Source organism: Pedobacter sp., assembly GCF_031119335.1.
Taxonomy (GTDB): Bacteria; Bacteroidota; Bacteroidia; order Sphingobacteriales; family Sphingobacteriaceae; genus Pedobacter.
Genome location: NZ_JAVHXT010000001.1, coordinates 516,842 through 536,321 on the forward strand (window position 1 = coordinate 516,842; position 19,480 = coordinate 536,321).

Annotated in this window: 12 protein-coding genes and 1 pseudogene; 6 read left to right on the forward strand and 7 right to left on the reverse strand. The window is 37.0% G+C overall.

Annotation, left to right across the window (positions count from 1 at the left end; translation table 11 throughout):
• The first annotated feature begins 210 nt into the window (after positions 1-210).
• The 3 genes from REI64_RS02200 to REI64_RS02210 all read left to right on the forward strand — a co-directional run bounded on the left by REI64_RS02200 (position 211) and on the right by REI64_RS02210 (position 4,300).
• Positions 211-1,974: a hypothetical protein gene (locus REI64_RS02200; protein ID WP_308848447.1), complete on the forward strand. Its 1,764-nt coding sequence runs from the start codon at positions 211-213 to the stop codon at positions 1,972-1,974.
• A 64-nt stretch (positions 1,975-2,038) separates the two neighbouring features.
• Positions 2,039-3,232 (forward strand): PAS domain-containing sensor histidine kinase, encoded by a 1,194-nt coding sequence (locus REI64_RS02205; RefSeq protein ID WP_308848448.1) that lies wholly within the window; start codon positions 2,039-2,041, stop codon positions 3,230-3,232.
• Positions 3,233-3,271: 39 nt separating this feature from the next.
• Positions 3,272-4,300 (forward strand): response regulator, encoded by a 1,029-nt coding sequence (locus REI64_RS02210; RefSeq protein ID WP_308848449.1) that lies wholly within the window; start codon positions 3,272-3,274, stop codon positions 4,298-4,300.
• 21 nt (positions 4,301-4,321) lie between these two features.
• Here the strand turns inward: REI64_RS02210 and REI64_RS02215 are convergent, their stop codons facing one another.
• A complete protein-coding gene (locus REI64_RS02215; RefSeq protein ID WP_308848450.1) occupies positions 4,322-4,963 on the reverse strand; it encodes a DUF4142 domain-containing protein in 642 nt (213 codons plus the stop codon).
• A 153-nt stretch (positions 4,964-5,116) separates the two neighbouring features.
• Between REI64_RS02215 and REI64_RS02220 the strand changes: the two genes are divergently transcribed.
• Positions 5,117-6,667 carry a L,D-transpeptidase family protein gene (locus REI64_RS02220; protein ID WP_308848451.1) on the forward strand — a complete coding sequence of 517 codons (1,551 nt, stop codon included), beginning with the start codon at positions 5,117-5,119 and terminating at the stop codon, positions 6,665-6,667.
• A 289-nt stretch (positions 6,668-6,956) separates the two neighbouring features.
• Here the strand turns inward: REI64_RS02220 and REI64_RS02225 are convergent, their stop codons facing one another.
• The 4 genes from REI64_RS02225 to REI64_RS02240 form a co-directional block, all read right to left on the reverse strand.
• Positions 6,957-7,739: a murein L,D-transpeptidase catalytic domain family protein gene (locus REI64_RS02225; protein ID WP_308848452.1), complete on the reverse strand. Its 783-nt coding sequence runs from the start codon at positions 7,737-7,739 to the stop codon at positions 6,957-6,959.
• Positions 7,740-8,020: 281 nt separating this feature from the next.
• Complete coding sequence (locus REI64_RS02230) at positions 8,021-10,666, reverse strand: zinc-dependent metalloprotease (protein WP_308848453.1); 2,646 nt, start codon at positions 10,664-10,666, stop codon at positions 8,021-8,023.
• A 237-nt stretch (positions 10,667-10,903) separates the two neighbouring features.
• The gene (locus REI64_RS02235; RefSeq protein WP_308848454.1) at positions 10,904-12,862 is read right to left on the reverse strand and encodes a PAS domain-containing protein; all 1,959 of its coding nucleotides are present in this window, start codon (positions 12,860-12,862) and stop codon (positions 10,904-10,906) included.
• 77 nt (positions 12,863-12,939) lie between these two features.
• On the reverse strand, positions 12,940-14,286 hold the full coding sequence (locus REI64_RS02240) for a hypothetical protein (protein WP_308848455.1): 1,347 nt from the start codon (positions 14,284-14,286) through the stop codon (positions 12,940-12,942).
• Positions 14,287-14,795: 509 nt separating this feature from the next.
• On the opposite strand from REI64_RS02240, the gene REI64_RS02245 reads away from it, so the two are divergent.
• Positions 14,796-15,530 carry a hypothetical protein gene (locus tag REI64_RS02245; RefSeq protein ID WP_308848456.1) on the forward strand — a complete coding sequence of 245 codons (735 nt, stop codon included), beginning with the start codon at positions 14,796-14,798 and terminating at the stop codon, positions 15,528-15,530.
• Positions 15,531-15,535: 5 nt separating this feature from the next.
• Here REI64_RS02245 and REI64_RS02250 read toward each other — a convergent pair whose 3' ends face one another.
• Together REI64_RS02250 and REI64_RS02255 are read right to left on the reverse strand one after the other, a co-directional pair.
• A complete protein-coding gene (locus REI64_RS02250) occupies positions 15,536-17,038 on the reverse strand; it encodes a tetratricopeptide repeat protein (protein ID WP_308848457.1) in 1,503 nt (500 codons plus the stop codon).
• Between the two features lie 326 nt (positions 17,039-17,364).
• Positions 17,365-17,628, reverse strand: a complete 264-nt coding sequence (locus REI64_RS02255) for a S41 family peptidase (protein ID WP_308848458.1) — start codon at positions 17,626-17,628, stop codon at positions 17,365-17,367.
• Between the two features lie 588 nt (positions 17,629-18,216).
• On the opposite strand from REI64_RS02255, the pseudogene REI64_RS02260 reads away from it, so the two are divergent.
• Positions 18,217-19,480 (forward strand): annotated as a pseudogene (locus tag REI64_RS02260) (hypothetical protein); the annotation flags it as partial.

Sequence of the window (19,480 nt, forward strand, 5' to 3'; positions counted from 1 at the left end):
TCCCCCTCTTCGAGGGGGCAGGGGGAGGAAAATAATATTTCCCAATATTTGTGTTCACACGATAGGAATGGTCGGGACAGGTACTCCTTAAAAAGTAGAGGGAATAGGTTAGTGCTAAAATGACCTAAATCACTTTTTAATCTGACCAACCTACCCCTAAAAAGTGTGCTGTGTCAATAATTTTGGCAAAAAGTACATTTCAATCATTTTATGGTTCATCAATTTCATATCCCAGTTTTAGGTCTAGGTTTTTCTATAGATACACCGTTAAAGGTGGCTCGTTACGGTATCTCTTCGGTAGTTTCTATCGTAGATGATGAATTAACCGAACGGATGCGTAAATATCATTCTCAAATGAACCTTTTAGAATATCATCCTATTACCAAAAATGAGGAAAATTTTAGAACAAAACGTATTGCCGCCTACTTAAATTTGCTGCAAAGCTTAGTCGATGAGCAGTTTGAAGCACTGAAACAACAAGATTTTGTTGCTGGAAGTGATATTTGCAGGTATTTTGAGCTCTTGCCAGAAGGTTCTGTAATTAAGCATGGCTACGAATTAATGATGGAATATCCGGAAGGGGCGAGGAAGAAGATTTTTCAAGACCGTTTGCGCCAACGTATGAAGAAGGGCAACATCGATGTCAACATCATGGCTAAGGTTGATAAGTTAAATTTTACTAAAGATGGAACTTACCTTGGTGATGAAAATACAGATGCATTATCGGCGCTGAGAGCTTTTGTAGAAAGTGATTTAAATGCTTCGGTGGTGCTTTCTGCAGGTATGAACCCACGTTTGTACAGTTATATCGAAAAGTTTGACGGTTTTGTGCCTAACAGCATAGGTGAATTTAAAAAACGCATTATCTTAAAAGTTAGCGATTTTCGCTCTGCACTAATCCAAGCCAAATTTTTAGCAAAAAAGGGCCTTTGGGTTTCAGAATTTAGGATCGAATCTGGTTTAAATTGCGGTGGGCACGCTTTTGCTACCGACGGTTATTTGTTAGGCCCTATTTTGGAAGATTTTAAGCAGAACCGTCTTAAAATGCAGGATGAATTGAAAGGGCTTTATATCAAAGCATTGGCTCTAAAGGAAATCAGTTTAGACGTAATTCCACAACAAAGAATTAGCGTTCAAGGCGGAATTGGAACAGCAAAAGAAAACGAATTTCTATTGAAATACTACAACTTAGATGCTACTGGTTGGGGAAGCCCATTTTTATTGGTGCCAGAAGTCACCAATGTGGATGAAAATACCTTAAACCAACTTGCAGATGCCAAACAAGAAGATTATTACTTAAGTAATTCATCTCCGTTGGGTGTGCTTTTTAACAATTTTAAATATAGCAGCGCCGAGCAGCTTCGTTTAGACAGAATTGCAGCTGGCAAGCCGGGCAGTCCGTGTACAAAAAAATATTTGGTGAGCAATACCGAGTTCACCAAAGAGCCAATTTGTACTGCGTCGCACAAGTATCAGAAAATGAAAATTAAGCAATTAGATAGTCAGAACTTAGATGCGGTTGCCTATAAAGAAGCTTTTGATACTATTACAGAGAAGGTTTGTTTGTGCGAAGGTTTATGTACTTCTACCTATATCAAAACCAATATGTTAAAGCCTAAAGAAACTAAGGCAGTGGCTATTTGTCCAGGCCCAAATTTGGCATTTTTTAATAAGGTTTATTCGTTAGATGAAATGGTGAAGCATATTTATGGTAGCGTGAATTTGTTGGAAAAAGTGCAACGTCCGCATGTTTTTATTAACGAACTGAATTTATATATCGATTATCTACAAACTGAAGTTCAATTGTATTTCAAGAATATCAACGATAAGAAAAAGAAACACTTGGATGGTTTTAAAGACCAATTACAAAAGGGGATAAGCTACTACAAAGACTTGTTCAATGATATTTCAAGTCAGAGTATTTTGAAAGAACTAATGGTGTCTGAAACTAGGCTTTCGAATACCAATATTTAAGATTTGTGATGACCAAATCTGCTAAAATAACTATCTTGGCGGCACACAGCCGATACACTTTAAAATGGAAAGAGCCAAATTGTTAAACGCGATTATAGAGAATGCAATTGATGGAATTATTACCATCGATGAATTTGGAATAATAGAACATATTAATCCATCAGCGTTAGCACTTTTTGGTTACGATAGAGAAGAGGTTACTGGTAAGAACGTTTCGATGTTAATGCCTCAGCCAGATAAAGCAAGACACGATCAATACATCGCAAACTATCGTCATAGTGGTCATGCACACATTATTGGTATAGGTAGAGAAGTGCAGGGGCAGCGTAAAGATGGTTCGGTTTTTCCGTTCAGGTTAGGCGTTAGCGAAGTTAAATTTTCTGATAGAAGGATTTTTACAGGTTTTATCCACGATTTAAGCCGACAGAAGGAAGATGAATTGAAGATTAAAAGCTATACCGAAGAGCTTGAAAGTAAGATTAAAGAACGTACGCAAGACCTCATCAAGTCTATCAATGAACTGGAAACTGCGAAGGAACATGTAAGTGCATTGTTTGAGAAGGAGAAGGAGCTTAACCAATTAAAAACTAGATTTGTATCAATGGCTTCTCATGAGTTTAGAACGCCGCTAAGCTCTATCCAATTATCAGCTTCGCTTATCGATAAATATACCTCAAAAAATGATGCGGCAAATGTTGAAAAGCATACGATGAAAATCAAAAATGCAATTAACAACCTAACCACTATCCTCAACGATTTCTTGTCTTTAGAAAAGTTGGAAGCGGGCAAGGTAGAGCCTACCGCCAATTGGTTTAACGTAATTGCATTTGCCGAGGAAATTGTGGAGGAAATGCAGCTCATCAGTAAACAGAACCAACTTATTGTCTACGAACATACGGGCACAAGTGCACAGGTTTTTTTAGATCATAACTTGTTGAAGAACTGCATCATCAATCTAATTTCTAATGCTATAAAGTACTCTGGTGAAGATACGATGATCCAATTTAATACCAAGCTTAAAGAAAACGAATTGATTGTAGAGGTAAAGGATAACGGCATCGGCATTCCAGAGATTGACAAGATCAACTTATTTGAACCATTTTTTAGAGCACATAATACCGGCGATATTCCTGGGACGGGATTAGGTTTAAATATCGTAAAACGATACGTAGGTTTAATGAATGGCACCGTAAACTGCCAAACCGAACAAAATAAAGGAACTACATTTACCCTCCATTTTAATTTTAACCATCATTAGGGAAGCGAAGAACATCCTAATGAAATATAATTTAGCGCAATGAAAAAAGTTTTAGTAATTGAAGACAACGACGACATCAGGGAAGGCACAGTAGAGATTTTAGAATTGGCAGGTTACGAGGCGGTATCGGCAAAAAATGGTAAGATAGGCGTAGAACTAGCGCTTAGTTCATCTCCAGACATCATTTTATGTGATATTATGATGCCCGAGCTTGACGGTTATGGCGTACTTTATCTACTTAGTAAAAACCCAAAATTGGCTAATATCCCTTTCATTTTTATGACGGCGAAGGCAGAAAGAGCCGATATGCGTAAAGGGATGGAAATGGGGGCGGATGATTACCTTACGAAGCCTTTCGACGATTTAGAACTGTTTAACGCTATTGAGAGTAGGTTGAAGAAGAAAAATCAGACAGTAGGTTTTAAATCTGGTCCTAAAGATTTACAGACCATTTTTTCAGAGCTAAAACAAAAAGGAAAAAGTAGAAGTTATGCCAACAAACAGGTAATTTATGTAGAGAACGATGAACCTAGTTATCTGTATTTTATCAAAAGTGGACAGGTGAAAACTTACAAACGCTTTAAGGATGGAAGGGAGTTGTCGTCGAATATTTATAAGGATGGAGATTTTTTCGGTTACGAAAGTTTATGCTGTGGTGTGCCTTACGCAGATAATGCAGCAACTTTAGCCGATACCGAATTACTACTTATACCTAAGGCAGATTTTATGGATGCTTTGCTTAATCACCAAGAAATGGCTACAGCTTTCATCGAATTGCTATCTGGAAATATTCGCTTTAAGGAAGACCAGATGCTAAAACTTGCTTATTTTTCTGTGCGTAAAAGAGTGGCCGAAGCTCTGGTTCAGTTATCTAAAAAGTTTGCTCCAAATAACGAAGACAGCTGTACACTCAAAATTTCGAGAGATGATTTAGCTGCCTTTGTAGGTACTGCAAGCGAAACTGTAAGTCGTATGCTAGCTGATTTTAAAGAAGAAAAACTGATTGAGAAACACGGCAATGCTATTTATGTGGTTTCTATAGAGAAATTAAGTCATATTAAGCAATAAATTGGTAAAGTGGCAGGCAAATTACTGCGTTGCCACTTCTCCAGGTCTCGTGCTTTGTGATCCAGTTTCATTTGCCTTGTTGAACAGCGTTGTAGTTTCAGCCTGCTGCGAATGAATAGGAGACATCGAATTCTTCGCAAAATCTTTAATTACATCGCTTTGTAAATGCGCCGCTTCTTTAAATAAAGTTGTAAAAGATGCTTGCAACATCTGCATTTTTTGCAGCACTTGCTGATCTAATGTTGGCGAACCCAATTGTTTAATCGCATCTAGCTCTTTTCGCTGGGCCTCAGACACGTTTCGCTCTAAAGTTAAGCCTTTCCCTTTGGCAATGCTTTCAATGTCTGTAAGCATTTTTTGGTAGCCGGGTGTGATTTTTTTTGCGAAGTTACGTAAAGCCTCATCCTTACTTTTAGCAGCAGCTGTAGCAAGTTCAATAGTGTACAGGCTTTGTGAGTAAGCAGAAATGATGAATGCTTTTTCGCCGCCATCCATGTTGATATCGGCTGTGTTTACCTGCGCTTTGGTCGTTACATCAATATTAGAATCTACTTCTTCGGCAGCGGTGTCGCGATGTTCTCTTTCTGATGAATTTGTGCAAGAGGCGGCAAGCATTATGGCTGCTGTTGAGCCTAAAACCATTATTTTATTTAGCTTAATCATAATTGTTATAGTTGATATGTTTTCATATAACCATTTTCTGTTCAATTTGATTGCGGAAATTTGAAATTTCTCACCGGAACTTCAAATGCTGTCTTTCCCCAAAAAAATATCAAATTTTCAAACAATAACGTATTAAACGCTATTAAATGAGGTATGAATAATCATCACACCTTTTATAACCGCTCATATAGCAAGTTTTTGCATTTATGTATCATATTGTTGATTGCTGTCGTAGCATTTCCAGCTTGTAAGAAAAGTCAATCCGAATTAGGAAAACTAGCATTCAGTATAGCTAAAAATAAGGTTTTCAAAGAAATAGATGAGGAAACCTTTGCAGAACGTTTAAAAGTAGCTAACGCAGAACAAGCGAACTCCTTTAGAAATCCTAAGTTTATACAGACTTTTTACGAAAAGCATGAATATAATCCAGTTTTGTTATCGAAAATTTTAAAGGAAAAGCAATTAGATAGCATCATTGCTGTGTTTAATAATGCAGAGATGCATGGCCTGTCGCCTAAAATATTCAGGACAGCCCAACTACAAGCACTTAATGAAGAGTTAAAAGATAAAAGTAAGGTTAAAACCGTAGACGAAGCCTATCAACTGCTCACTAAATTGGAGCTTTCATTAGCTAATTCAATTAGTGATTACAGTAATGCGATGCAGTTTGGCATCATCAGTCCGAGGAAAATTTACGCACAGTACTATACTGAAACCAAGCGCCCATACGAAAAGAGTTTTGTTAATTCTCTCGAAGCAAATGATGTGAAAATGTTTTTAGATAGTGTGCAACCGAACGACAAGCAGTACGTAGCAATGCAGCAGGCTTTGCAACAGCAATCGCAACTTACGGGAACTGCAGCTGAGGAAATGCAAAGAATTTTGATGGTGAATTTAGAACGTTTACGTTGGCAGAATAAGCCCACAGGCGATAAATATGTGTGGGTAAACATTCCAGACTTTTCTTTAGATGTGATCGAAAAAGACAAATCAACTTTGCGTATGAAAGTTTGTGTGGGCGAGGGGAGAAATCAAGATTATAAGGATAAATTGGTGGAATATGATGAAACTGGTGTGAAGAAAGATCGACCGTTTAATAGGGAAACACCTCAGTTAAATAGTATCATTCATAGCGTGCAGGTAAATCCGGTATGGAATATTCCGGAAAGTATCGCTAGTAATGAAATCACGAAATACGCTGCTGCCGATCCGCATTATTTGGCTAATAACGCTATTGATGTTTATCAAGATGGAAAAATTATCGACGATCCAGAAACGATAGATTGGTCGGAACCAGGAGCTGGAAAAAAATACAGCTTTAAGCAACGCCCCGGCGAAGATAATTCTTTAGGTAAAATCAAATTTCTGTTCAATAACCAAAGTGCTGTTTACTTGCATGATACGCCTCATAAGGCGGCATTCAACAGACAGGTGCGAGCTGTAAGTCATGGTTGTGTGAGGGTAGAAGATCCTTTGGCTTTAGCGCAAGCATTATTTGACAGCGGATCTACCTTTGACGGTATTAAAAAAGCAATGCAAGACGGACAGCCGAAAGCAAAAGACATAGGACTGAAAAACAAAGTGCCAGTTTATCTCACATACAATACATGTTGGCTAGACAGTGCAGGGAAATTGCAATATCGCAAAGATGTTTATGGTTTAGATATCGTGTTGTATACACATCTAAAGCGTTTGATGAAATAATGGTATGATATAGGTTTTACCTCTTGTGCATTTGTGAGATTTAGCCACAGATACACAAATGAAATACAGATTTAAAACATACAAGAATTGAACTTTTGAACTAGAACACTTTATTGAGTGACAATATTTCGCTTCAATTTTATTTAAAAACAAAAAAATCTGTGCATCTGTGGCTAAATGCACAACATATAGGTTTTGATTTTTATAATGGCCTATAGATTTGGGCTAAAAACAAAGAGGCAGGTTTCTTCTATATCCGCCTTTTTGTTTCTTAAAATCAAGCTATTCCTTAATCCATGTGAGTGGTTTGTATGTCGTTAGCGAAATTTGCGGCTAAAGTTTCGTTCAAATATTTTGAATGATAATCATTCTGCGATTTGTTGATGAAGAGCACTGTTTTGTCTTCAATAGTATGGATTACTTTATCTGCTAACTCCGGAGCAACTGCGGGACAACCTTGACTACGACCTAAACGTCCTAGCGCTTTAATGGTTCCATTACTTACATAAGGTGCGCCATGTACCACAATAGAACGACTTCTAGCATTTGAGTTGAAGCCTTCATCCATTCCGTCTAGTTTAAGTGACTTGCCATGAATTCCTCGGTAGATTTCTCCAGTAACATAAAAGCCTAAGCTACTAGAGAACGAGTTATTGATATTGGAGAAGTTCGTAGCTTCATCGGCACCGCTATTTTGTCCATGTGCTACCCAAGTATTCAGTAGTAACTGTTTTTTATTTAAGTCGATGATGTAAAGCCTTTTTTGAGTGCTTAACTGATCAAAATCAGCTATGCTTAAAATCTGTTTTGACGAAGATGTTTGGCCAGCTTGTTTAAGGTTGTAGAAGCCAGTTAATGCTTTCTCAAAAACAGGTAAGGATAATCCAGCCTCCTTTAAATGAAGATCTGTATAAAGGTTGTTGATGTATAGGTTGTAAATACTGTCGGCTGACAAAGGAGCTGCACTTGTAGCTCTTTCTATCTCTAAAGAAGTGCTTGGCTTACGAGCCGAAACTAGTAAAAAAACAAGTAAAATTCCTAATACGCCTAATCCAAAAAGGTTCTTTCTCACAATTCTCACAATTAAAGGTTAGGTACGTATTTATCTATAAGCTCTAGTTTTGATTATGGTACAAATGTAGGATGATTATTCTTTATTTGTTTAATCTGTCTTTTATTCTTGCGATGAAATGACAATTGTATTTTAGCTTTTTAATAACGTTTTTACGTTTTAATTAGTGTGGGTAAGCTTGATGTGTTTTGGTCTAAAAGTAGGATTTATGCTGAATGTTGAAGCAAAAAAAACGCTCCGCAATTATATTGCGGAGCGTCTATTAATAAAGTTGATGGTTACTATTTACCAACATCAGTTGCTTTGTCAATAATAAAAGTTAAAGCAGTTCTATGCGCTTTAGTTTGCTCATCTGTACTAGTTGCTGTAGCCAACTGACCTTTAATTTTATTCAAGGTAGCAAATGCAGCAGCTTTACTGGCATTGTCATAACCTCTAGGTGCTTCTACTATGGCAACGGCAGCTTTAACATACTCTGTTTGTAAATTCTGACGGAACAAGTTAACATTGCTTTTTAGATCTGCAGTGAAGATATCATCCGTTAAATCATTCATTACGCTAGCAACAGAATAAGTATTGCCATACAAACCACTATTACTAATTCTAGTTAAAGTAGTTGGGTGTAACAACTGTGCCAACGTACTCAATTGTAACGATAAGAAAGTAGCTTGAGGTTTAACATCTTCGTTATTGCCAAAGAAACCAAAACCTCTACGTTGTATTTGAAGGTAAGGGAATATCGCTTTGTCGGCATCAAAAGCATTTGGAGCAAATACATAAGTGCTTAACAATGCTAAAGCTTTCTTTTGATAAGCCTCAGGTACTGGTGTAAATGGTGCTGTAGTAGTTTGTTGGCCTACAAAGCTACGATCTACGTATACACCACCAATGTAACGGCTCAATGCAGCAGCCATGCTAGCACGTTGTCCGTTTAATTGGTAGTATTTGCTACGCAATTCGTGGTAACTTTGGTTTGGTCTGCTAAATCTATCTTTCAACTTAGGAATCATACTGTTGATCAATTTGAAACGATCTTCGCCATAAGCCACCATATCGTTAGTATGGTCATTCACATTCACTCTTGGGTCGATACCGCCACCTGGGCTACGCATATCATCTGCATCGTTACCAAAAGCCAATTGCGGATCAGTACTTCTAGCCAAGATTTTATTTAAGCCAGCTTCTTCTTCCTTCTCGCTGAAAGGAGTGTAGCCATATTCGATAGCCCATAAATCATAAGGGCCAGCTTTTGTAGTGTAGTAATCGCCTTGTTTGCTACGGTCGCTACTGATATTGATAGCAGGATAATCCATTACAGAACCTTGTAAACCAATTTTACGGGTTAAGCTTTTATCGTTCATTTGCGCAGGGCTTAACATTTGGCTAGCCTTCATGTTGTGGTTTAAGCCAAGGGTATGACCCATTTCGTGCATAATTAAATAGTATAAGAATTGCTTGTGCATCTCTTTTACCGTTGCTGCTCTGGTAGCTTCATTAACGTCAGCATCTAAAACTTCGATAGCTGCTAAACCTGTTTGGTATTGCATGCTCAGCTCTTGTGCTAACGAACAAAATGCCATGTGGTTTTTGCCACCATGTTGGTGTCCACCTTGCGTTGCTGCTAAAGCCTGCTCCGGATTTTCCCACGGTAAGTTCATCGCCATTGAAGGACCACCATTGTACAAATCATCTTGTACTGCCGTTCCAGCGCCAGATTTCCACTCAACAGTAATATCTGCACCTAAAATTTGTCCTGTTAAAGGATTGTAAAAGCTTGGGCCAATTGCACCATAAGAAGGGTAGGCCGAAGATACCCAACGAATTACGTTGTAAGAAATATCTGAAGGATCCCAAGTAGCATTATCTGGCATTTGTTTCATTACCACTGCATTTTTGAAACCTGCTTTTTCAAAAGCTTCATTCCATTTTTCGCCTGCTTCTTTAATAATTGAGCGATATTCTAAAGGTGTAGTGTTCTCAATCCAGAAAACAATGGGCTCTACAGGCTCACTTAATTTAGCATTAGGATTTTTCTTTTTCAAATACCAACGACTAATAAAATCTTTATACGGTGTAGCTCCAACAGAAGTTAAATTATCGACTTCGGCACCAAAATAACCTACTCTTGGGTCATCTCTACGTGGTCTGAAATCGTTTTGAGGAACCTCAAGGAAAGAATGTTGCATTTTAACGCGAACGTATCTAGCATCGGTAATATCTTTACCACCACCGTTTAAAGGCATTGGGTTATCGTAAGCTAAATCTACCACAACATCGGTATTGCCATCAAAAGATTTTACAGTTTGATATTTAGATTTAGCAGCACTTAAGCTTCCTAAATTAAACATAGCACCAGGAGGCATACCAGGAGGCGTAACAGGTTTTACAGGGTCAAGTTTATCGCTTAAGAACAAACCATCAACAGAAATTAAGTAACCATCTGCATCTTTTGCGCTAAATTTATCTGCATAGAAAACTGCATCAGAAACGTCAACATTTGCGGCTTTGCTTACTGCATTGGCTGGGTCGTAATAAAATGCAGTATTTTTCTCCAAAAACTCGATTTTATCATCCACTTGTTTGATTTGGAACAATTTGGTTGATCTAATCATGTTCTGGTTAAGGAACAATCTAGTGGGGCCACCCATCGAAAAACTTTGGTAGATATAGTCTTTACCTAGTTGATCTTTTTTTACGTACAACTGCAGACTTCCAGTAACGGTGTCTCGGTACAAGGTAAATAAACCATCAATTTTCTTGCTCGATTTAGTTTTGTCGGCAACTGTTGGTTTTGGTGGGGTTGGGGGAGTGGTAGGAGCCACTTTTTTAGTGGTGTCTGCAGGTTTTTCTGCTTTTTTTGTTTCCTGTGCGTTGGCACTAAATGCAAAAAGAGCAGCAGCAGGAATTAACCATAAATGCTTCTTCATTTTTAAGTTAGTTAGCTTTTTATTGAATTGATTTTAAGAAGGGATTTGTGTATCCGTTCCAATTTTTTAGCAAGATAAGGAATTTGTAAGAATTTTGAAATCAAATTAACAATCGAAATTCATTGAATTATCAAAAACTGTTTTAAATGTTTCAGCGTTTTTTTGCTTACTAAAAGGATTAAGTAAAAAATATGAAGTTGTAGAGGATGATAGGCGAAAGCATTCCTAATAGTTCTATTAGTGAGGTATTGTGAACCAGAAATTGCTACCTTTTCCAGTTTCGCTATCTACCCCAATTTTACCACCATGTTTTTCGATAATTTCTGCCGAGATGTACAAGCCCAAACCTAAACCAGATGAATAAGCACCAAGGTTTTCAGCTTGGTAATAACGCTTAAAAATATGCTTTGCTTTTTCTTGCGGAATGCCTGGGCCACTATCCGCAACAGAAATCTTGATACCTTCTGGCAAACGTTCCATATTTACGATAATTTCTTTCGAATCTGGAGCGTACTTAACCGCATTGTTCACCAAATTAACTAAAACCTGTTCTATCAGTTGTACATCTGCTTCAATTTCAAGGTTTAAATCGCCCTTAAGTACTAATTCATGTTTGCCTAGTATATTTACTTCGCTGCAGCAATCTTTAACTAAATCGTAAATTTTAAACTTAGTTTTATTGATAGGAAAACGCCCTTGGCTAATACGATTAACATTCAGTAATGTGCTAATTAAGTTGCTAAGTTTGGTTAAGCTTCTGTTTGCTTGCTCAACAAGTTTACGAGAATTTTCTTCACTTAACCTGCCTTGCATTTTTTCTAACAGTTGTAAAGAGCCTTTCAGCGCTGTAACAGGAGTTTTTAACTCGTGGCTGGCTACATTAATAAAATCTTCTTTTTGCTGTAGCACTTTTCGGCGTTTTGTAACGTCTGTAAAAGAAATAATTCCGCCAGTTAATTGATTGTCTTGATTTAATAAAGGCGCTGCATTAATAGAAATATAATGTCTTTCTCCAGAGGGTTTAACAATGGCAACCTCTTGGTCGTAAACAGGGAACTGTGTTTTAAGAATAATAAAGAGTGGATGCTCGTCTTTAGGTAGAAGCGAGCCGTCCAAACGCTCATTTGTCCATTTTTCATCGTTGTAATGGCGGTTCTTCAGATCATTTAGTGATACCCCCATGATGATTTGCGCCATACCATTAGCATACGTTACTTTTCCGTTTGTATCAGTAATCATAACCCCTTCGGCCATGGTATCCAGAATACTTTGCAGCCGTTGTTCATTTGCTTCTAATTTTTTCCTAGCCAGTACTTGCTCAGTTACATCTACCGCTACATCCATTACGCCAATAATAGTTCCGTCATTAATCAACGGTCTATAGCTAAAGTTGAAATATCTGGTCTGCACCAAGCCATTTCTCTTTATGGGTACGGGCTGCTCTGCGCCTTCTAAAGTCTTTCCGGTGTTAAATACTTCAAATAACATATTTACAGCCGGAGCGCCTTCAATTTCCGGTAGTCCTTCGAGTAGAGGTTTTCCAATAATATTTTTGTCTTTATCTAAAATCTCTAACATCGATTCATTTACCAGGTTTATGGTCATTTCTGGACCACGAAAAACCAGAATGGCAACAGGTGCCTTTTCAACCAATCTTTTAAAATCGGTTTCAGATTCTTGCAAACGAGTGTTAAGCCTATTAATATCTTTATTGATATGACGAAGCTCCAAGTTTGCAGCTTGCATATCGTCATCCGTTCTTCTTAAATCAGCAATTAATTGCTGTTCTCGTTCTTGTTTTTGAGCTAAACGGTCTAAGGCATCTACTTTGCTGCTAACATCACGAGCGGTATGTAATATTGCAATAACCTTATTTTGTTCATTTTTAATTGCCCTATACTCAAAATCAAAAAAGGAGGTTTTAAGTTTTCCATTAATTTCCAAAGTTGCTGGCGTACTTGTGGCGGTATAGGTTTGCCCAGTTAGCCAAACATTTTTCAATAAAGCCACAAAGGGTTGCCCAGCAATTTCCGGAATAGCAATTTCAAATGTCTTGCCTATCACATTTGTATCTTTTCCCCAAATTTGCAGCATGCCCTGATTCACAAAGCTGATATGTAGTTCTTCACTATCATAAATAGCCGTGGCATCTATAGATTGTTCAAGAATTGCTAATTGAAGTTGTAGGGAAAGCATAAGCCGTTTAAATTATAAAGCTAGTTAATTTTTCTCAAACCGATAATTAATAGCATAAATAGCTAATGGCTTAATCGCTATAGTTTTATCATCCAAACGTTGATGTCGTCGGTAGTCGAGATATTTAATTTCTTTCTTATTCTATGCTTTTTCCCTTCTACAGCTCTTACCGATGCGCCGGTATATCTTGCTATTTCCTTTGTGTAAAAGCCAAGTCGTAGTTGTGCACAAATTGATAAGTCTGAAGTTGCCAATGTAGGGCATATTTCCATTAATTTTTGTATAAATACTGGGTGTAATTCCTTAAATTTAATGAGGAATATAGGGTCGTTGGCCATTGCAAGAGAAATCACTTCCCGCAAATCTTTGTCGTTAATCTTGTCGGCTATTGCCTCAGCCTTAAACTTTCCTAGTTTTTCATAAAGTTTCTCTTGTTCTAATTTATGTTGTTCTACCGCCTTTTGATGTTTTTTGTTTAAGGATATTAAGATATATGTGAGGATCATAAGTAGTAAAATAAATCCACCAATAGCTGCAAAGTAGTAGTTCCTTTTACGATGTTGTTTTTGCTCCTCTTCAGTAATAATGATGTCTGATGATGCTTTTGTAGCATTTTTTTCTATATACGACAAGCTATCGGCCATTCTACTGTACATTCTTAAATAAGTCACAGATTTACTGGTATCACCCAATAACTCATATATAGTAGAGAGTTTATAGTAACTGTCTTTTATGTTTCCAATATTGTCTATTTGACTTGCTAATACCGATGCCTTTTTATAGTAGTAAAGTGCGGTATCTAAATTTCCTTCTTTTAATCCAATATCTCCCAATCCTGAAAAAGCAGGAAATGCGAACTTCTCAAGATGATGTATTTTAGCTGTTTGTAACGATTTTTGAAGATAATACTTAGCAGAATCTATTTTCCCAGCTTTCAAATAAATATCTCCTATGGCACTTTCTTGTATTACGGCGCCAGTCTTTGACACGCCACCTCCAATAATTTTAGCTTGTATTTCATAAGCCTTTTTCCGATAAAACAGAATGGAATCAAAATTTAGCTTAACGATGTCACTAGTTTCGAAAGTATTTGATAAAATCATGTAAATCTTAGCCAGGTTGTTGTATCTGGGGTTGTCGTCTACTATGTTTTCTGCGTATCGTTTAGCTTCTTTTAAATATAGCCTGCTTTTTTCAATGAAATATAAGCTATTGTAGCTGTTAGCTTGTAGTGCATAAAATTGAGAAATTCTTACATCATTTTTACTGCTCAATATGTAGGTTTTCCATTTTTGAAGTAGGTCAATTGTTTTGTCAAACTTATTACTGTTGTGTAAGTTTCCAGCTCTCAATAAAATACCGTCCACGACACCTAAACGATAGTTTGTCGCATGAGATTCTGTAATAAGTTGAGCTATGATCATTTCGCTCGAATCGACATTGGTTGTCAATTTTGCTAGAATAATTAAACTATCAATTTTTCGATTGTCAATTTGAGCATAACTAGACGTAATGAAACAGCATAGCAATATGCATTTCAGTAGTGTATATATTTTCATAGGTAATGGCGATGTCTGTTAATAATGCAGGGCATTTAACAATCGCAAAAATAATTCACAAGTGTTGAAAATTAGAAGTTTAGGTAGTTAATTCTGTTTGGTGTAAGTATTTGATTTTTAATAATTTAAATATGCGTGAGTAGAAGTGGGTAGAAATGTGTATCTCGTTTCGTCCCTTTTGTTACGCTATAATTTCTAAATCCCAACTGAAAGGATTTAACTTAATTACGGTTAGATACACAGTATTTTAGATGTTTTACAGATCTTTTAGAAGGTGAGTAGAAGCGAGTATTCAAAGTTTCTTTATAGACCTTTTTTTCTATTTTCCTTTGTACCCATTAAAGCGGAGTTGGTTTTAACAAACAGCTAGACAAATGGACAAAATTTTATTAACAGCCCGTTATGTTGAAGGTGATTTAAGTGAAAGTGAATTTGATGAATTTGAAGATATCATCAAGCATGACAAGGAATTGCAAGAGTATTTAGAGCACTACAAGATTATCAATCGCAGCTTAGATATGCAGTTGATGGGGGCATTAATGTCTTCAACTAGTGAAAAAGCTACTAAATCGTTGTCGATAAAGCAACATGAGCGTACAAAAGAGGTGAGCAATATAGCTCGTGTATTTATAATTGGTACTTTTATAGCCTTAGCAGTTGTTGTTGGCGTATTTTTTTTCTCTCTTAGCCACAATCATTATGAGCAATTTAAAGTTTCTGATGACGAAATGATTGCAACGTTTAGAAAATCACCATACAAAGACCTTAATGAAGCTGCCACACATGTAAGCAATGGTGAATATTATGAAGCAAAGCAAATTATCGAAAAACTTTACTTGAAGAACCCAGATAACAATGAATTGGCAAACCATTATGCCGCAATATTGATGGCTAACAATTGCTTGGAAACAAGCAAAGAAGTATTATATCCTGTTTTAAATGGTACCGATGCTAGCCTGAAATATGAGGCAGCTTATATGATTGCATTGAGCTTTTTGAAGGAGGGAAATAGAACGGCATGTAAACAATGGTTAACTATGATACCACTGAATAGCGAAAGGTATGCACAAGCTAACCATTTGTTAAGTAAACTAATTGCTGATGTTTGATAGGATTATACTTGCATCATCCATACATTAATGTCTTCGGTAGCGGGGATATTTAATTTTTTCCTAATCCTGTATTTTTTACCTTCTACGGCTCTTACTGTAGTTTTGGTATATCTAGCAATTTCTTTGGTGTAAAAGCCCAAACGAAGTTGAGCGCAAATAAGCAGATCTGTAGTAACCAGACTAGGCGCACGCTCCATCAATTTTTGAATAAATACAGAATGGTGTTCCTGAAATTTAATCAAGAATGCAGGTTCGTTAGCCATTGCTAAGCCAATAATATCTTTTAATGTCTGCTCGTCAACCTTGTCAGATGATGTTTTCTCTTTTAGCTGCGCAAGCCTTTCATACAAATATTCTTGCTTCTCTTTATGTAGAGCAACGGTTTTCTTATGCTCTTTTCGTAGTTTTACAAGTATTAGGCTTATACTTAACACACCAATAATGGCTGCGCTAATAAGTAAGATATAATAAGATGTAGTATTTTTAAACGCCGCTTCCTTTTCCTTTAAAATAAAATCTGAGGAAATCTTAACTGCTTTTTTATTTGCATTCGCTAAGCTATCGGCGATATGACTATGTTTTTTCAGATACTCGAAAGATTTGTTTCTATCGCCTTTTTTTTCATAGGCTAAAGCTATCTTTTGATAAGAATCTTTAATAGCATTTACATACTTGGTTTTTAAAGAAATAGAAAGTGCTTTTTCATAATAAAACAGCGCACTGTCTAGATTATTTTTTTTAAGATGAATATCTCCAAGTCCTAAATGAGTATCTCCGATATATTTAAAAAGCTTGTTCTCTTTAATTATGGGAATAGCTTTCTGATAATAAATTTTTGCGGAGTCGAGTTTGTTTTTTAAGGTGTAAAGCCTACCGATATCATTGATTTGAATAATCAATATAGATTTTGAAAAACTTTTTTGGGGTATATCTTTTTGTAAGTAATAAGATTTAAAACGATAGAATAGTGCTGAGTCGAGATAATTCGGTAGTGATTCTTGAAATTTAAAATTTACCGCCGTAATACCATAAATACGACCTAAGCTAATTCTTTTTTCATCTAGATCTGGTATTCTTTCGGCAAATTTCTTTGCTTCTTTTAGGCATTGTGCGCTCTTTTCAAAAAAAGATAATCTACTGTAAGAATTTCCTCTTAACGCATATAAATGAGCTATTTTTGCATTGTCCTTCGTTTCTATTACAATCTGTTCCGCATTAATCGTTGTGCGGATAGATTCCTCGAACTTACCATGGTTATGAAAGTTCACACCTTTGGCAAGCATTGCTGTGGCTATCCCCGTTTTATAATCTATAGCCCTAGATAATTTTATGGTTTTATCGATAACCGCATTACTAGAATCAAAATCTGTTATTTCGATAGCTAGTTTATTTAAGCTGTCAATCTTTTTGGGGGTAACTTGAGCTAATCCAAAATTTATCTGGATAATAATACTAAATAATAGAAGTTTGAGGCGCAACGTCATATTTGCAAGATGTGTTTTCAAATATAATGATTATCAAGTTATAAATAACTTGTTAGAAGTTAAATCAAAATATATATAATATTCCTAACTGATGTGCTTTAAAGCTAATATATTCTTAGAACTTGCGATATTGTAATGTATATTTTGTAAATCTTTATTTTAACTTCAAATTTGAAGGTTAATTTTTATGCAAACTACTTATTACGCTGATCACTTTTTTTAATACTTCGTCTTCACCTTTTTTATTACCATCATGACTGGTACGATATCCACATGATGGGTATCTTTTCCATCTGGATATACAAACATCAATACCCGAAATCATGGTGCTTATACCGCCTGGAAGGTTAATTATTAGAAACATTACTATCTGCGCCTGCAGTTGTACTGCCAATAATCACCGAGTTTTTAACAGCCTTAAAGACCGTAGCTTGGTACTCCGATTGGCTTTGTGAATTTTCGTTTACCAAAACTACCAACTTACCTTGATAGCGGTTTCCATCTCTGGTGATTTTTGCACCATCTCTAAAAACAAATTTCCCCGGATAATCTGAATTTCCGAAGGCTAATTTTGCAAAAGGGGGCGGTTCGCTTACAAAATTACCTCCCAAAGAGGAAGGAACGAAAGTAGATTTCGGTATAATTCGAAAGCGTAGACAATACCAGATAACAAAATAGTAGTCATTAGCATTCCAAAAAACCTAGGTAGTAACGTTTCTTTATATACTTATTCCAATCTTGGTTAATCACATAATCTTCAACAGTTAGAACTGCAGAAGAGACGATGCATGTAAGTAAAACCCACAAAATAAGAGAAGCTTTTACTTTTAACCATTGAAAAGTGCAAAAAACTCGGAGAGAGAATATTCACAATACCCATTAAACCAATCTGTATAAACTCCTATTTTATAAAACTTAGAGCTATAAGGTGTGAGTGGGTGTTGGTGGTTAACTTATTTGTTTTCAGTTTGTTGATTGGTGTGTGTAGATGTGAGTAGTCAAAATTTTTGCTAGCTCTATTATTCTATTTTTCTTTGCAGCGTCAAAAAAAAGTTACAGTCTACTGGGCTGTGCAAAATAAGATTAACGATCACGTTCTCTTCGCTTTTCCTCCCAATTGATAAATGTTCTTAAGAACAAGTTTCAAAAAAAAGCAAAAGGTTTTGAATAGAAAAGTGAGTGTAAGATAAAGATGATATATGAACAAACGTTTATTATTTGGTTTTAGTTTATTCTTAAGTTTTACTGTTGCATTTGCACAGCAAAAAGTAAAGGACGGTACTGCTGGTAATTCAAATTTACCAAACAAAGATGCATTGCTAGAATTGGAAAGCACTAAGAAAGGTTTGCTGCACGCAAGACTTCCTTTAGTAGCCACTACAAATCCGGCACCTTTGTCTGGACACGTTGCTGGTATGATGGTTTATAATACTGCTACTGCAAATGATGTGGTGCCAGGTATCTACTACAACGATGGTACGAAATGGGTTTTTGTCAGAAGCTCTTCGGTAACTCTAGTAGAGTCCCAACCGGGAAGAACAGGGCAGCCGGGCATACCAGGACAAACTGGAGGGCCTGGTGCAGGCATAGTCATCGTTAATAACGACAGTGGTACTTGGGTGTTCAATCCTACTACAAATACATGGACAAATATTGGAGGAACACCTGGTCCAAAAGGCGCAGATGGAAAATCTTTGACCAGTGGTACTACTAATCCTATAAATGGAACAGGTAATACTGGTGATACATACATTAATACAACAACAGGCGACACCTATATCTACAATGGAAGCACTTGGACAGTTTCGGGCAATATTAAAGGTCCGAAAGGGGATGCTGGAGCAATTGGAGCTCCAGGTCCACAAGGTTCAGTGGGTGCTAATGGTAAGGATGGCAAGTCTTTAACCAGTGGTACTGCCAACCCTACGGATGGTACAGGTAATACTGGTGATACATACATTAATACAATAACAGGCGACACCTATATCTACAATGGAAGCAATTGGACAGTTTCGGGCAATATAAAGGGTCCGAAAGGTGATGCGGGAGTGGTTGGCGTTCAGGGTATGCCCGGAACAAGCGGAACTCCTGGCATCCCTGGCCAAGCTGGAGGTCCTGGTACTGGAACTACTGTTGTGACCAACGATAGTGGTACTTGGGTTTACAATCCTACAACAAATACTTGGACGAACATCAATGGTCCAAAAGGTGATAAGGGCGATGCAGGTGTAGTTGGCGTTCAGGGTATGCCCGGAACAAGTGGAACTCCCGGTACCCCTGGCCAAGCTGGAGGTCCTGGTGCTGGAACTACTATTGTAACTAACGATAGTGGTACTTGGGTTTATAATCCTACAACAAATACATGGACGAATATTGCTGGAGCTGCAGGAGCAACTGGTTCAACGGGAGCTGACGGTAAGTCGGCTACGAGCGGCAACGGTACGCCTGGTGCAACTGGTGCTA